This is a genomic window from Bradyrhizobium sp. STM 3843 (assembly GCF_000239815.1).
In the GTDB taxonomy this organism is placed as follows: domain Bacteria; phylum Pseudomonadota; class Alphaproteobacteria; order Rhizobiales; family Xanthobacteraceae; genus Bradyrhizobium.
Genome location: NZ_CAFK01000336.1, coordinates 22,188 through 36,954 on the forward strand (window position 1 = coordinate 22,188; position 14,767 = coordinate 36,954).

Below are 14,767 nucleotides of genomic sequence, written 5' to 3' on the forward strand. Positions count from 1 at the left end.
CCGCCAGTCCTGCCGAGTGGCGCCGCGGTCCAAGCGACGATCAGTCGCGTAACAGCTCGTTGATCGAGGTCTTGGACCGGGTCCGCTCGTCGACTCGTTTGACGATGACGGCGCAGGCGGTGGAGGGGCCGATCTCGCCGTTCTTCATCGGTCTGCCCGGCAGCGCACCCGGCACCACGACCGCGTATTCCGGCACCTCCCCGACGAACACCTCGCCGGTCTCGCGGTCGACGATCTTGGTCGAGGCACCCAGGAACACGCCCATCGACAGCACCGCGCCCTTGCGCACGATCACGCCCTCGGCGACTTCAGAGCGCGCGCCGATGAAGCAGTCGTCCTCGATGATCACGGGACCGGCCTGCAGCGGCTCCAGCACGCCGCCGATGCCGGCGCCGCCGGAGATGTGCACGCGCTTGCCGATCTGGGCGCAGGAGCCGACGGTGGCCCAGGTGTCGACCATGGTGGCCTCATCGACATGGGCGCCCAGATTGACGAAAGAGGGCATCAGCACCACGCCCTTGGCGATGAAGGCGGAGCGGCGCACGATCGCGCCCGGCACGGCGCGGAAGCCGGCGTCGCGGAAACGGTTCTCGCCCCAGCCCTCGAATTTCGAGGGCACCTTGTCCCACCAGGTGGCCTGGCCCGGGCCGCCCGGGATCACGCCCATGTCGTTGAGACGGAAGGACAACAGCACCGCCTTCTTCAGCCACTGATTGACGGTCCATTTGCCGTCGGTGCCGCGCTCGGCCACCCGCGCCGCGCCCTTGTCGAGCAGTTCGAGCGCGCTCTCCACGGCATCGCGCACCTCGCCCTTGGTGGTGGTCGAGATACCGTCACGTGCCTCGAAGGCGCTGTTGATGGTGGATTCCAGGGCGGAGAGGGACATCGATCGATCCTTGGATTGGGCGTGGCGCTCGTGCGGGAGCGCGTCAAATCGGCAGAACAGGGGTGGCTTTTTCGGAGTTTGGCTAGGGGGTGTCAAGTTTTGCTCTGCTGTCGTCACCCGCCACCGGGTCTCGCCTTTGGCGAGCCCGACGACAGGCTCCGGCGGGTGACCCAACATTCCAGAGACAGTCCTGACGAAGCGATAGGCCGCGGCGTACTGGATGCCCGCCTGCGCGGGGCATGACGGTCAAATCTTTGAGCTTATCCCGCCAGCCCCTGCAAGAACCTGGTCAGATCGTCGGTCACGTAGTCGACATGCGGATCGTCGCGGCCTTCGAGCTCCCAGTCCTCGCGGACCACCTCCTTGGTGCCGTCGGGCACCACCAGCACCGTGGTCATGCCGAGGCCGTGCGGCACCACCAGGTTGCGCGCGAGATCCTCGAACATGGCGGCTCGCGTCGGATCGACATCGTGAAGCTTGAGAAAGCGCTGATAGGTCTCCGGCGCCGGCTTCGGCGTCAGCTCGGCGGCGATGATGTCGAACACGCCGTGGAAATGCGACGTGAGGCCGAGGCGGGACAGCACCGCCCCGACGTGATCGACCGAGCCGTTGGTCAGGATCAGCTTGCGTCCCGCCAGCTTCTCGATCGCGGCTCCCATCGCAGGATTCGGCTCCAGCGGGGAGTGGTCGATCTTGTGGACGTAGGCCAGGAAGTCGTCGGCATGCACGCCGTGCTCGGTCATCATGCCGCGCATCGTGGTGCCATAGCGACGATAGTAATCCTTCTGGATGCGGCGGGCCTCCTCCGCTGACACGTTCAGCCAGTTGGCGACGAACTCGCCGATCCGCGCATCCACCTGCTGCCACAAATTGACGTGATGCGGATACAGCGTGTTGTCGAGGTCGAACACCCAGGTGTCGACATGATCGAAGGTGCGGGCTGGGTTCGTCATCGCTATCTCAAATGGTCATTCGGTGAGAGCTGGCACTACGTACTCCGTTGTCGTCCCCGCGAACGCGGGGACCCATACCGCGGAATCGATCAGTAAGGCACGGTGGCAGATGATCATCGACTCACAAAAGCCGGTGGTTATGGGTCCCTGCTTTCGCAGGGACGACAGCTGTGTTTGCGGCGACATCTCCAACGCAACACTGACGGGCAACGAAAGCCATCACGGCAGCGCGAAGCGCAGCGTCTTGCCGCCGCGGGCGATGTCGACTGCGGCAAAGCCGGTTGCGGTGAAGCCCCGGCTCAGGCAGTCGCCCTGTTCCGAGGTCTCGAACTTGCTCTCGCGGGTGCAGAGCTGGGTCAGGCCGCCCCAGTTCAACGGCTTGTCCTTGAGCTTGATGCTGCGGTTGTCGGCGTCGACGGCTTCCGCAAAGCTATAAACCTTCTTCGGCTGCCCGGTGATATCAGGATGCAGGCACTTGCCGGGATCGATGCGATACCAGCCGCGGCTGATCACGCTCCTGCCATCGTCGGTGGCCACCGCCGCCATCACCTTGTGCGGGGTGTCGTTGCACCAGGTCAGCCCGGTCGGCGAGGGCGCCTGCACTGCATCGACCATGGTGGAAAAGAAACTGGGCTGCGACACGATGTCGGCCGACAGGTTGCGGCTCTTCAGGAACGCGGCCAGTGCTGCTTGCGTCTTCGGCCCGTCGACGCCATCGATCGGCGCGGCGTCGTAGCCGGCGATGCCGAGCAGCCGCTGGATCCCGGCGAGCCGGGCCTGCTCGTCGTCATATTCCGCGCTCTCGGCGAGGTAGGCGACCAGAGTGCCGTCGTCCGTCTTGGTCGGTGTGATCTGGGTGAAGGGCGCCGGCGTCTGTCCGGTCCGGCACTGCCGCGCCGCTGCGATGATGAAATTGTCTTGCGCGACACAGAGCGTGTCGTTGCCGTTTTCCGGGATGGGCGAGGCGCCGTAGAGGCTGAGCGCGCGCGCATGCAACAGGATGCGGTCGGCGGTGAGATCGCCCTGCAGCACGACGCGGCAGGTGGCGGGATCGATCCGAAACCAGCCGCGGGTCGCGGTGGCCGACTTCTCATCGACGCCGATCGCGGCCTCGACGACATAGCTCATGCGGTTGCAGAGTTTGAGGTCAGCGGCGGCGGGCGCGGAGGTGAGAAGGGAGAGGATGATCAGCAGCGCGTACGTCAACGCTGCGGTCATTCCGGGACGATGCGGAGCATCGAACCCGGAATCTCGAGATTCCAGGTTCGCCTCTTCGAGGCGCCCCGGAATGACGATCCCATTTCGCACCCTCACGGTCTTCATCCGGCGACTGCGCTGCCCATCACTTGTGGATCAGCGTGCCCGTGCCCTGGTTGGTGAAGAGCTCGAGCAGCACGGCGTGCTGGACCTTGCCGTCGAGAATGACGACCCCCTGCACGCCCTGTTCGAGCGCGTAGATGCAGGTCTCCACCTTCGGGATCATGCCGCCGGAGATGGTGCCGTCGGCGATCAGTTTGCGCGCATCCGCGATCGACAGGTCGGGGATCAGCTTCTTGGACTTGTCGAGCACGCCCGGCACGTCGGTGAGCAGCAACAGCCGCTTGGCCTTCAGCGCGCCGGCCACTGCGCCGGCAAAGGTGTCGGCGTTGACGTTGAAGGTCTGGCCCTCCTTGGAGGTGGCGAGCGGCGCCAGCACCGGGATCAGCTCATAGCCGATGATCTGGTTGAGCAGCGTGAGATCGACCTTCTCCGGCTCGCCGACGAAGCCGAGATCGACCACCTTCTCGATGTGGGAATCCGGATCGACCATGGTGCGCGTCGCCTTGACCGCGCGGACCATGTTGCCGTCCTTGCCGCACAGGCCGACCGCCTTGCCGCCGGCCTCGTTGATGTAGCCGACCAGCTGCTTGTTGATCGAGCCGGCCAGCACCATCTCGACGATCTCGATGGTGGCGGCGTCGGTGATGCGCAGGCCTGCGGCGAATTCCGAGACGATGCCGAGGCGCTTGAGCATGGTCGCGATCTGCGGTCCGCCGCCATGCACCACCACCGGATTGATCGCGGTCTGCTCCAACAGCACGATGTCGCGGGCGAAGGCCTTCGCCGTCTCCTCGTCGCCCATGGCATGGCCGCCATATTTGATGACGATAGTTTCCTCGTCATATTCCTGCATGTGCGGCAGCGCTTCCGACAGGATGCGGGCCTGATCGAGCGGGCTGATATGGGTCGCGTCGGTCATGGGAGACAATCTCGCTGGCGGGGAAGTCGCCGCCTTCTAGCCGATTGCCGCAGGCGGCGCAAAGCGGCCGTCACCCGCGGCGCGGCCACAGCGCGCAGACGGTGATCGACAGCCAGCTCACGATCAGCAGGTTGCCGCCGATCGGCGCGGCAAACGGAAACAGCCGCTCGCCGGTGAAATGGCGCATGGCGAGATCGCCCGCGAACAAGACCGAAGCGACCACGAAGCCGGTGGCGGAGATCAGGCCGACGCGGCCGTGCACGGCGCCGCGTCCAGCCAGCGCGACGGTGGCGAGCACCGCGGAGGCATGGAACAGCAGCATGTTGGAAGCAGGCCCGAGCCGCGAGGCGTCCGCAGCGTGGGCGGCCAGGGCCGCGAGCGCGACGCCGGCGGCGCCCATCAGCCCGGCGCAGGCAACCAGAATCCGCGGCCACCGGCTCATGCGCCACGCTCCCGCAACAGCCGCGCCATCGCCGCGCGCAGCTCCGCCATGCCGGTGGCGGCGCGCGAGGAGGTCGCCAGCACCTGCGGGAAGGCGGCCGGATGCCTGGCCAGCGCCGCCTCGGTCTCGGCCACGCGAGCGGCGAGCTCCGCCGGCTTGATCTGGTCGGCCTTGGTCAGGACCAGCTGGTAGCTGACCGCGGACTTGTCCAGCGTGGTCAGCACCTCCTGGTCAACCTCCTTCAGCCCGTGCCGCGCGTCGATCAAGACGTAGACTCGGGCGAGGCTGGCGCGTCCCAGCAGGAACTGGTGGATCAGCGCGGTCCAGGATGCCACCTTGGTCTTCGGAGCAGCGGCGTAGCCGTAGCCGGGCATGTCGACCAGCCGAAGCGGGACCTTGTCCGGCCCCTCGAAGAAGATCAGCTCCTGGGTGCGGCCGGGCGTGTGCGAGGTCCGCGCCAAGGTGGTCTGGCCGGTCAGCGCATTGATCAGGCTCGACTTGCCGACATTGGAGCGGCCGGCGAACGCGACCTCCATCGCTCCCATCGGCGGCAGCGCCGCGATCGAGGGCGCCGCGTGGGTGAAATGCCACTGGCCGGCGAACAGCTTTCGCCCTTGTTCGATCAGCTCGGCATCATCAGTGGCGCTGGTGGTCATCGTGATCTCAATCTCCGTCATGCCCGGGCCTGACCCGGGCATCCACGCCCTTCTTCCGCACGACCAAGACGTGGATGGCCGGGACAAGCCCGGCCATGACGGCTGATTAGTCTATCGAGGTCTCAACACGCTCATCTCTGACGGCTGAGAGTGACTCGCCGCGTCACGCCGCTTTCTTGAAAAACGCGCCGCGGATGTTGTCGAACAATTCCACCTTCACGCCGTTGCGGCGCATGATGACGCTCTGCTGCAGCACCGAGAGCGTGTTGTTCCAGGCCCAGTAGATCACGAGGCCGGCCGGGAAGCCCGCGAGCATGAAGGTGAAGATCAGCGGCATCCAGTTGAAGATGATCGCCTGCGTCGGATCTGGCGGCGTCGGGTTCAGCTTCATCTGGAACCACATCGTGATGCCCATGATGATCGGCCAGATGCCGAGCGCGAGATAGTGCCCGAACATCGGCAGCTGTGTCGGGTCGTAGTGCAGCAGCCCGAACAGCGTGAACAGGTTGGTCGGGTCGGGCGCCGAGAGGTCCTTGATCCAGCCGTAGAACGGCGCGTGCCGCATCTCGATGGTCACGAACAGGACCTTGTACAAGGAAAAGAACACCGGGATCTGCAACAGCACCGGCAGGCAACCCGCGACCGGATTGATCTTCTCCTTCTTGTAGATCTCCATCATCTCCTGCTGCTGCTTCACCCGGTCGTCCGGATAGCGCTCCTTGAGCGCGGCAAGCTGCGGCTGGATCGACTTCATCTTCGCCATCGAGGCGTAGGACTTGTTGGCGAGCGGGAAGAACAAGAGCTTCACCAGCACCGTCACCAGGAGGATCGAGATGCCGAAATTGCCGAAGAAGCGGTAGAAGAAGTCGAGCGCCAGGAACATCGGCTTGGTCAGGAAATAGAACCAGCCCCAGTCGATCAACAGATCGAAATGGTTCAGTCCGAGCGCCTGGTTGTAGCCGCCAAGCCCGCCGATCGGGAAGTTGATGCCGACGACGCCCGCTTCCTTGGCGCCCGCGAACAGCCGCGTGGAGACGGTGTTGGTGGCGCCGGCCGCGACCGTCTGCGCATCCTCCAGATAGTCGGTCTGGTAGCGGCGCAGATTGCCTTCGAGGCTGGACTGGTAGCGCGCCTGCAGGTGTGCATCGGTCTGCGGCAGCAGCGCCGCGGCCCAATATTTGTCGGTGATGCCGAGCCAGGCGTCGGTCGCGCTGAAGTTCACGACCTTTTCGTCGTCGATCTTCTTGTAGGTGAATTGCTGCAGGCCGTGCTCGCCGAGATAGCCGATCAGACCCTCATGCAGGATGTAGTAGCCCGAGACCTGCGGGGTGCCGTGGCGCGAGATCAACCCGAACGGATAGAGCGTCACCGGCGCGCCGCCGGTATTGGTGACGTCGTCCTTGATCGTGAACAGATAATGCTCGTCGACCGAAATCGTGCGGTGGAAGGTGAGCCCTGCGCCATTGTCGTAGGTCAGCGTCACCGGCGTCGACGGCGTCAGTGAGCCCGAGCCTTGCTGCTGCCAGACCGTGTTCTGGTTGGGAACGCCCACGCTCGAGCCCGCGCCGGCGACCCAGCCGAACTCGGCATAATAAGGGTGGGCGGTGTTGGAGGGCGAGAACAGCACGATCGCGGGCGATTTCGGGTCGACCGTCTCCCGATATTGCACCAGTGCGAGGTCGTCGATGCGGGCACCCTTCAGCGAGATGCTGCCGGCAAGGCGCGGCGTATCGATCTTGACCCGAGGAGTGGCTTCGAGCGCGGCGTCGCGCGGCACCACGGCGCTGCCGGCCGGGGCATTGGTGGAGGGCGCGCTGGGGGCGCCTGATGAGCCCGGCTGCGGCGCCGACGTCGACGTCTGCGGCTGCGATGTCTCCGGCTGTGCTGCCTGCTTCTTGGCGAGCTCCGTCTGCGCCTGTTGCGCGCGCTGCCGCTCCATCTGCGGCATGTTGTAGAAATATTGCCAGGCGATCAGGACCAGCCCGGACAGGACGACGGCGAGGATGGTGTTGCGATTGTCGGTCATCGTTCTTCTTGTCGTCTGGTCAGTTGATCCGGTTGGCGGGGCTTGGCAGGTGGCCGCTTGGAACGCGGCTCGCCCTGCGAGCGAGGCGGCCGATCGAGCCTGCCCAGCGCGGTCGTGAGATCGTCGAACATGGTCGAGAAGTCGCGCGTGAGCGCGTCGCGCCGACCGACCAGCACATAGTCACTGTGCGGCCGCATCGACAGGGGATCGAGCCGTTGCACCAGCGCGCGCAACCGCCTGCGGATGCGGTTGCGCTCCGTGGCGGTGCCGTTCTTCTTGGTGACGGTGAAGCCGATCCGGATCGGGCCCTGGTCCTGGCGTTCCCGCCGCTGGACGACGAAGGCAGGGCTGCTCGCCCGCACGCCATCGGCAACGGCGAGGAAGTCCGCCCGCTGCCGCAGCCGATCCATGATGGAAATCTCCGGGGAGAGACGCCCTGGCTTCAGGCGCTCAGACGCTTGCGACCGCGCGCACGGCGGGCGGCGAGAACCTTGCGGCCCCCGGTCGTGGCGAGGCGCGCGCGGAAGCCGTGACGGCGCTTGCGCACCAGTTTGCTGGGTTGATAGGTCCGCTTCACGGGTCAATCTCCGCTGACGGGCAAGTTGCCAGAAGGCAATCTGCCTGTATAAATTGTCGAGGATGTCCGGTGATGCTGCCAGGCCCAAAGCAGGCCGCCGCCGGCCCAGGAATCGAGCCGCCCCCGGACAAGCCGGAACCATCGCGGACAGTTGGCGCGGCTTATACGGGAGCGACCTGTTCTCGTCAATCGTGCGGCGGACCATCTGCGCGAAGCCTGCACGGGTGCCGAATGGGGCGTGAATAGAACCGATTTCCCGGGGTTTTCGGGGGAGGGGTGGTTTCCATCTGGCCTTCAACATAGGTCAGTGGAACCGGAACATGAGCGATCCGTAATTTGACGGGGCCTGGGGCCGGGCTCCATGTTGCGGAACGGTAAGGGTTGGGATCCCTCGTGAAGGGCGACACGTGCCAGAAACCGACGACCAGCCGATCATAGAGCGCCTGCGGCCGAAGCGGTCGCGCCGGCTCGGGCTGTCCGGAAAGCTGCTGCTGTTGACCATTCCGCTGGTCATGATTGCGGCCGTGCTGATCTATGTGCCCGCGATCGCCAATTTCTGGACAAACCGCCTCAATGACCGGCTCGCCGCTGCCAATACCGCAGCCCTGGTGCTCGATGCGGCGCCATCGGGAATGGTGCCCGATTCGCTTGCCCGCCAGATCCTGACCTCGATCAACGCCCGCGCGGTCGCCATCAAGATGGGCCAGCAGCGGCGGCTGCTTGCCAGCGCCGACCTGCCTGCAGCCATCGATCATGACTTCGACATGCGCGACATGACCGCGTGGTCCGCGATCGTCAATTCGCTCAGGACCATGACCGAGCGAGGCAACCACGTGATGCGCGTGATCGGGCCGGCGCCCGGCCGCGCCCAGTTCATCGAGGTGGTGACCGACGAGAAGCCGTTGCGGCAGGCGATGTATCGCTTCTCGCGCAACCTGTTGGGCGTCTCGCTTCTGCTGGCCGTGCTGACGGCCGCGCTGGTCTATCTCGCGCTTCATTATCTGTTCGTGCGGCCGATGCGGCGATTGACCGCAAGCCTGGTCGGCTTCCACGAGAATCCGGAAAGTGTGGCGCGGATCATCGTGCCGAGCCAGCGCAGCGACGAGATCGGTGTGGCCGAGCGCGAGCTCGCCGACATGCAGCGCGACTTGGTGTCGATGCTGCATCAGAAGAGCCGTCTCGCGGCGCTCGGACTGGCGGTGTCGAAGATCAATCACGACCTGCGCAACCTGTTGGCCTCGTCGCAGCTGTTGTCCGACCAGCTCGCCAGCGTGCCCGATCCGCGGGTGCAGCGCTTCGCGCCGAAGCTGATGCGCTCGCTCGAGCGCGCCATCGATTTCTGCCAGTCGACCCTCTCCTACGGCCGGGTCCAGGAGCCTGCGCCCGATCGCCGCATGGTGACGGTCGAGTCGGTGGTGACGGAGGTGCGGGAGACCGCGGGGCTGTCGCCGACGACGTCGATCACCTGGGTGGCCGCGATCGAACGCGGCCTGGAGGTCGATGCCGATCCGGACCAGCTGTTCCGGGTGCTGCTCAATCTGGTGCGCAATGCCGCGCAGGCATTAGAGAGCCAGGCGGCCGACGCAGGCGTCCGCCAGATCCGCGTCAGCGGCCGCCGCGAGGGCGCCGTCGCAATCCTCGAAGTCTCGGACACCGGGCCTGGCGTGCCGGCCAAGGTGCGCGAGCACCTGTTCGAAGCGTTCCGCAGCGCCGGGCGTCCGGGCGGCAGTGGGCTCGGGCTTGCGATCGCCGCCGAGCTGGTCCGCGCCCATGACGGCGAGATTCAGCTGGTCGAGGGCACGCTGGGCGCCACCTTCCGCATCGCCATTCCCGATCGCCCAGTGGAGTTGCAGAGCGTCCGCAAGGAGCGGGCGCGCGCCTGAGCCGTGCTGCCGCGAGAACCCTGCGCCCCTGCGCCCGACGAGGTCGCCAAAGATCTCCTGCCGTCGGTCCGCAAAGGTCCGACCAACTTTCCTTGTGTTCGGTGCTGCCCATTCCGTCATTCCGGGGCAATGCCGAAGGCATTGAACCCGGAATCTCGAGGTCGTCGGACAAGGACAGCGTCCCATTGGCTCCGCCCAGCATTGGTCAGCGGCTAACTCCCTGACACCCGTGGCTCGAGCCGTCCCCGGTCCGGCCGTCCCGCAAAAATCTGCGCCAAAATCCGTGCCTGCCACCTTGCCAAGCGCGTCCTGAGCCGTTAGTCAGGTGGCCTTTCGCAGGGCCCTCCGGATTGCGGACCGGCCTTTTCGGGCGTTCAGCCCGAGACCACACGCGAAAAACGCGCCCGTAGCTCAGCTGGATAGAGCATCAGACTACGAATCTGAGGGTCGGACGTTCGAATCGTTCCGGGCGCGCCATTTGATCTCGGGCTGGAATACAGGGCCTCGATCACTGCGACCCTTGAGGTGGTCGCCGCGCCAGATGCAAGTTTCTGGCCTTGTCGAGATTCTGAACTCTTTCCAGCGCGGCCGCGCTCGGCAACAAGGCCGAGGCGAGGTCGGCCTCCGTGAGATCGGCACCGGCCAGATTTGCGTTGGACAAGTCGGCCCCGGAAAGGTCGGCGCGGGTGAGGTTGCAATTCGAAAGATTGGCGTTCTGCAGCTTTGCGAATTCGAGATCGGTACGCGAGAGATTGGCACCGCTCAGATCCGCATTCCTGAGATCGGCGGATTTGAGCACGCCACGCATCATGCCCATAGATTGGTTGCGCATGTCAGCACTCAGATCGGCGCCGACAAGCTTGGATCCGATCAGGCTGGCGCCGGAAAGGTCGGCAGCGATGCGCGCGCCGCTCAAATCGGCACCGCCGAGCTTGGCGCGTTGCATCTGCGTGCCGAGCAGCGAGGCCTTTGCGAGCGACGCTCCCGTCAAATCGGCATCGATCAGCCAAGCCTGATTCAGAATGGCCCGATCGAGGCGCGCGTATTTCAGGTTGGTCCGGTTAAGCTTAACGAGCCGTAGATTGCCGTCGGAGAAGTCGAGGCCCGAAAGATCGAGGTGCGACAGCCGCGTTCCTTCCAAATCCAAAGACCGGTGGCCTGCCGCGCCTTGAGGCGCGCCTTTGAGCCGCACCTCGACCTCGGCACGCGTCATCTCCGAAGTCGACATTTCGGGGCTGTTGAGGTCGACGCTTCGCAGCATGTCCTGCGATACCGCCTCAACGGGATCAAACAGCACCGTCGTGAAGGATACCAAGGCAAATGCGAGACGAAACAGCATTGCCGTCTCTCCGCTCCCCGCGCACGTTCAGATGGTCGCGGATCTTCATCATGCGGACTTTAATCGACTGATCCAAGTTAAAAGCCCAAAGACAGGGCGTTCGGCGCAGGACATCTAATACAGGCGCATGCGCATCCCTGAGACTTGGGCGGCCGGCAACAGTTCCCTTATCGCCGCAGCCGTGCGGGAACCCTTTGTCGACCCGTATGTGGTCGACCTAGGTCGCGGTTAGTCACCTCGGCCCAAACCGCAGCCTAGGGGCTAAATGGCAATGAAGCGGCAATACTTCGCCCGACTCCAAACATCTCATTCACTCGTTGCTTGATCCGTTTGCGGTAGGAAGCCCCAAGCAGACCGACGAGCCCGATTGCGAGCATAGTCCAAGCAGGTGGCAGCGGAGTGGCTGAAATCCCAGCTGAAGTGAAATCAAAGCTGAATCCCTCACCGCTACTCATGACCTCGGAAAAGGCTAGCCTAATGTCATTAAATCCATTCACCAGATAAAAACTCAGGAGGCTATTGGAGAAGAAGGCTTGCGCAGCTGCCAAATCGGAGAAGGATTGGGAAACTAGTAGATTCCCATTGTCCAACAGCTCAAAATGTGCGCTGTCGAAGCCGGTCCCGATGGCATTACTTCCGGTTAGATCGAGCAGGAAGGGTGTGCCCCCTCCATAGAGGGAGAATGTCGCGGATTCCTGATACGTAAGTGCGTCCCCAAGTCCGCTGGCGCCCATCGAACCCAAAGCGAGTGTCAGAGCCCCCGAATTGTACGCACTCACTGCCGAGAAGCTCTGGCCTGCAACCAGGGCAGTGCTAGTAGGGATGCCGCTGCCTACCTGGGCCTGCGCAGTGGCCGCGCCAGCGGCACTAACTTGGCTACTGGAAGCAGCTTGAACTGTGACTGCATTCGAAAACGTCGTCCGAGCGGTTGCCAGTGCCTGTCCGCTAGAACCAGAGGCCGATGATCGCGCTGCAGCTAAGTTGCCATTAATTGTCCTAGCGATTGAAGTGGCGTTTGCTGCGCCAGCAATGCCGACAGTGTTCGGACCATTGCAACAGGGAGAAAGGACACCCCCACTGCCACCGGTCGAGGTTGCGGTCGCGTTTGCAACTCCGCCCTGCATCGCCGTTGAAACGGCTATTGAAGTCGCCATTCCACCATTGCCGCTGGCCAACCCGAGCGAGGAAGATCCTATTCCGCCGGTTGCATTTGCAATTGCTGGCCCTCCGTTTGCGGCGCTTGCAGTCGCCGAAGCCGCGCCTCCATTGGCCGCGGCGATGTTTTCCGCCAACCCACCATTGCCCCCGGTCGCGATCGCGATTGCTGCTCCACCTCCCGTTGTTTCAGCGTTCGCGGATGCCGCGCCTCCTGATCCGGCCGAAATTGCCGAGGATCCGCCGTTTCCACCGGAGGCTTTCGCGATTGCGATGCCTCCACCAGTTGCGCCGGCTGTTGCAGCAGCAGCACCTCCAGCACCGGCTCTGACTCGAAGGTTGTCGCCACCGTTGCCACCAGTTGCCGTTGCCGTTGCCGTCCCAGCGCTTGAAGTACTGGAATTGGCCATAGCGGTAGCCGTACCTCCGTTCCCGCCGTTTGGAGAGAAATCGGTGGCTCCGCCATTGCCTCCAGTTGCGGCTGCAGTCGCAGAACCGCTCGCCAAGCCAACCGCATTGGAAATTGCAATAGCAAAGCCACCGTCGCCACCGTTGCCGCGTTCAGACGTTCCGCCATCCCCGCCCTTCGCGGTGGATAACGCGTTGACTGGCGCTCCATTGGTTGCTGTTGCCGTCGCGCTTGCGCTCGCGCTGCCACCGTTGCCGCCACTACCTGACGATCCTGGCCAGGCACCGGCACCGCCAAAGGCGTATGCGGTCGAATTAGCACCACCATTTATTCCGCTATTGATGGCTGTCGAGTTTGCGACCGCACTGCCGCCATCTCCGTTACCGAGGAAAAGAGGATAAGAAGCGCCCCCTCCCATCGCTTGCGAGAATGCACTTACGCTGCCACCGATAACCGAGCTGCTCGCCGTGGTTTGTGCGTTGGCCATGCCATTAGGACCTCCGAAATATACTCCTTGTCCCATTCGACCGCCCACCGCATAGGTGCTGAGATTGTAACTTAGAGCACCGAAGGGGTTAGTGCCCACCAGCGTACTGCTCGCATTGCCTCCCGCCCCTCCAGCCTCCCCATTACCCCCATTTCCGCCGATGGCCGTTTGAGTGAGGTAAAGTGCGCCGCTCGTTGCGCCACCAACTGCGTCGTTCGCACCGCCGTTGCTCGAAAGGCTCACGGATGCCCCATTGCCGGGAGAATATCCCATGCCGCCGTCGCCGCCAATCGCAGTGCCCGAAACCGTGACGGTGCCGCCATTTGTGGAAATGCCAAATACTGCAGGGCCGCCCAGACCTGCACTCGACAGTGTAGCCGAACCTCCATTGCCGCCGGCATTGGTGATAGGGGCGCCGCCGCCACCATTCCCTCCAGTTGCTACCGCGGAGATATTCACCTGCTGTATTCCTATGGCAGTCGCTTGCACGTTAGCGTTGCCACCATTCCCGCCTGTGGCAACATTTTGTGCTGATCCGCCATTGCCACCCGTAGCACTGGAGAAGACAGTGGGATTCTGAGCCCCAAGTACGATCGCATTTGAGTTGGCATTCCCTCCCGAACCGCCGTTGCCGTTGGGACTACCGGCGCCGCCGTAGCCACCTGCGCCCCCTGTACTCACCGCAGAAGCGGAGCCAATTCCCGAGCTGCTTCCTGTAGTGGTAACCGCAAGCGCCGTCGCGCTTCCACCCGCGCCACCATTGCCTCCAGCAAATCCTGTATCGCCAGCGCCTCCAGCACCACCGGCTCCTCCTGTCGCGTTTGCCGTGTTGCTGAAATCGGCGTTCGGCGGAATTATCGCAACGACTGAGCCACCCGCCGTTCCGTTGGCCCCGGGCGCGGCCAATCCGATCAAACCTCCCATCCCGGGGAGACCAGTAATGTCCAGTGTGGCGGCCTTCGCAGTGCACGCCAACGACAGGCAAGCAATAGAAACGAAAATCAAAGATGATTTTACCACTATCACCCCCCGAAATTCGAAAAATATATCTTTATTCACGCCTCTCGCGGTGATTGAGTCAAGAGTGGACTTCTAATGCAGGCTCAGAGATGAAAAATCTGCAGCAGCACTAGGGGCTGCCCATCGCAAGACGCTCGTGGTATGAGCGGTACCCACCATTTCAAGTGCGACGTTCACAAGATCGATCATTGATCCTAGCCGCAAGGATTTCACCTCGCTGTGTTGGGTTATTAGTAGCATTGCTGGAGCAATGTCGATGCTAATTGGTATCGACCGGATGTTAGAGTTGTCTTGATCGGTGCCAGCGCGGGGACGATTTCAGACTTGTGGTCACGTGTAGAGAGCGAGGCCGAGTGCAATGTCATTGGATATCGCAGCTTTGCCGATTGGGATGCGTGGCGGGCTGCGGCATTGTGGCATCAGAGCGCCACGGCGAAGCAGTAGTGTCCGTCTTCATCGGCCGTGGCGCGCCAGTTTTTTACCTGCTTACGATAGCGCACGGTTTGAGAGAATGCATGCGCCAGCTCCATCAGCTTGCGCATGGGGTGTCGGGATCGGCGAATTTCCGGGCTCGATGCGTCATTTTTGACGTATACGTCCGGTGTCAGTCGAATACGCGAAAGACCGATCATCTCGGTGCGGCCCTCGTGCCAGGGCGAGAATGTCGCCGAGCCGATAGGGCGCTGCGTCGGAGC

13 protein-coding genes and 1 tRNA gene are annotated in these 14,767 nt (G+C 63.6%); 2 read left to right on the forward strand and 12 right to left on the reverse strand.

Features of this window, described 5'->3' with window-relative positions; genetic code table 11:
• Positions 1-40 precede the first annotated feature (40 nt).
• From dapD to rpmH, 9 genes are all read right to left on the reverse strand, one after another.
• A complete protein-coding gene (dapD, locus tag BRAS3843_RS36980; RefSeq protein WP_008974405.1) occupies positions 41-886 on the reverse strand; it encodes a 2,3,4,5-tetrahydropyridine-2,6-dicarboxylate N-succinyltransferase in 846 nt (281 codons plus the stop codon).
• A gap of 260 nt (positions 887-1,146) precedes the next feature.
• Positions 1,147-1,839 (reverse strand): pyrimidine 5'-nucleotidase, encoded by a 693-nt coding sequence (locus BRAS3843_RS36985; RefSeq protein WP_008974406.1) that lies wholly within the window; start codon positions 1,837-1,839, stop codon positions 1,147-1,149.
• Between the two features lie 219 nt (positions 1,840-2,058).
• Positions 2,059-3,057 (reverse strand): DUF1036 domain-containing protein, encoded by a 999-nt coding sequence (locus BRAS3843_RS36990; RefSeq protein ID WP_139025087.1) that lies wholly within the window; start codon positions 3,055-3,057, stop codon positions 2,059-2,061.
• A 124-nt stretch (positions 3,058-3,181) separates the two neighbouring features.
• Positions 3,182-4,078, reverse strand: coding sequence for an acetylglutamate kinase (gene argB, locus BRAS3843_RS36995; RefSeq protein ID WP_008974409.1), 897 nt, complete (start codon positions 4,076-4,078; stop codon positions 3,182-3,184).
• Between the two features lie 70 nt (positions 4,079-4,148).
• Entirely contained in the window at positions 4,149-4,520 is a 372-nt protein-coding gene (locus BRAS3843_RS37000; protein WP_008974410.1) for a DUF423 domain-containing protein, read from the reverse strand.
• Positions 4,517-5,176, reverse strand: a complete 660-nt coding sequence (gene yihA, locus BRAS3843_RS37005; protein WP_008974411.1) for a ribosome biogenesis GTP-binding protein YihA/YsxC — start codon at positions 5,174-5,176, stop codon at positions 4,517-4,519. Before yihA ends, BRAS3843_RS37000 begins: the two co-directional genes overlap by 4 nt.
• Positions 5,177-5,339: 163 nt before the next feature.
• Complete coding sequence (gene yidC / locus BRAS3843_RS37010) at positions 5,340-7,202, reverse strand: membrane protein insertase YidC (RefSeq protein ID WP_008974412.1); 1,863 nt, start codon at positions 7,200-7,202, stop codon at positions 5,340-5,342.
• Positions 7,199-7,612, reverse strand: a complete 414-nt coding sequence (rnpA, locus tag BRAS3843_RS37015; protein ID WP_008974413.1) for a ribonuclease P protein component — start codon at positions 7,610-7,612, stop codon at positions 7,199-7,201. Before rnpA ends, yidC begins: the two co-directional genes overlap by 4 nt.
• A gap of 32 nt (positions 7,613-7,644) precedes the next feature.
• Positions 7,645-7,779: a 50S ribosomal protein L34 gene (rpmH, locus tag BRAS3843_RS37020; RefSeq protein ID WP_006609582.1), complete on the reverse strand. Its 135-nt coding sequence runs from the start codon at positions 7,777-7,779 to the stop codon at positions 7,645-7,647.
• A gap of 407 nt (positions 7,780-8,186) precedes the next feature.
• Between rpmH and BRAS3843_RS37025 the strand changes: the two genes are divergently transcribed.
• Entirely contained in the window at positions 8,187-9,662 is a 1,476-nt protein-coding gene (locus BRAS3843_RS37025; protein ID WP_008974415.1) for a HAMP domain-containing sensor histidine kinase, read from the forward strand.
• A gap of 400 nt (positions 9,663-10,062) precedes the next feature.
• Positions 10,063-10,139: transfer RNA gene (locus tag BRAS3843_RS37030), tRNA-Arg, on the forward strand.
• 31 nt (positions 10,140-10,170) lie between these two features.
• Here BRAS3843_RS37030 and BRAS3843_RS37035 read toward each other — a convergent pair.
• The 3 genes from BRAS3843_RS37035 to BRAS3843_RS41160 form a co-directional block, all read right to left on the reverse strand.
• Positions 10,171-11,001, reverse strand: a complete 831-nt coding sequence (locus BRAS3843_RS37035; protein ID WP_008974416.1) for a pentapeptide repeat-containing protein — start codon at positions 10,999-11,001, stop codon at positions 10,171-10,173.
• 254 nt (positions 11,002-11,255) lie between these two features.
• A complete protein-coding gene (locus BRAS3843_RS41150; RefSeq protein ID WP_139025088.1) occupies positions 11,256-13,511 on the reverse strand; it encodes a hypothetical protein in 2,256 nt (751 codons plus the stop codon).
• Between the two features lie 980 nt (positions 13,512-14,491).
• Positions 14,492-14,704, reverse strand: a complete 213-nt coding sequence (locus BRAS3843_RS41160; RefSeq protein WP_139025089.1) for a hypothetical protein — start codon at positions 14,702-14,704, stop codon at positions 14,492-14,494.
• Between the last annotated feature and the right edge of the window lie 63 nt (positions 14,705-14,767).

Excerpts from the sequence above, each read along its gene's own strand:
- dapD (WP_008974405.1), bottom strand. The coding sequence starts at position 886 with ATGTCCCTCTCCGCCCTGGAATCCACCATCAACAGCGCCTTCGAGGCA.
- BRAS3843_RS36985 (WP_008974406.1), bottom strand. The coding sequence starts at position 1,839 with ATGACGAACCCAGCCCGCACCTTCGATCATGTCGACACCTGGGTGTTC.
- BRAS3843_RS36990 (WP_139025087.1), bottom strand. The coding sequence starts at position 3,057 with ATGACCGCAGCGTTGACGTACGCGCTGCTGATCATCCTCTCCCTTCTC.
- argB (WP_008974409.1), bottom strand. The coding sequence starts at position 4,078 with ATGACCGACGCGACCCATATCAGCCCGCTCGATCAGGCCCGCATCCTG.
- BRAS3843_RS37000 (WP_008974410.1), bottom strand. The coding sequence starts at position 4,520 with ATGAGCCGGTGGCCGCGGATTCTGGTTGCCTGCGCCGGGCTGATGGGC.
- yihA (WP_008974411.1), bottom strand. The coding sequence starts at position 5,176 with ATGACCACCAGCGCCACTGATGATGCCGAGCTGATCGAACAAGGGCGA.
- yidC (WP_008974412.1), bottom strand. The coding sequence starts at position 7,202 with ATGACCGACAATCGCAACACCATCCTCGCCGTCGTCCTGTCCGGGCTG.
- rnpA (WP_008974413.1), bottom strand. The coding sequence starts at position 7,612 with ATGGATCGGCTGCGGCAGCGGGCGGACTTCCTCGCCGTTGCCGATGGC.
- BRAS3843_RS37035 (WP_008974416.1), bottom strand. The coding sequence starts at position 11,001 with ATGCTGTTTCGTCTCGCATTTGCCTTGGTATCCTTCACGACGGTGCTG.
- BRAS3843_RS41160 (WP_139025089.1), bottom strand. The coding sequence starts at position 14,704 with ATGATCGGTCTTTCGCGTATTCGACTGACACCGGACGTATACGTCAAA.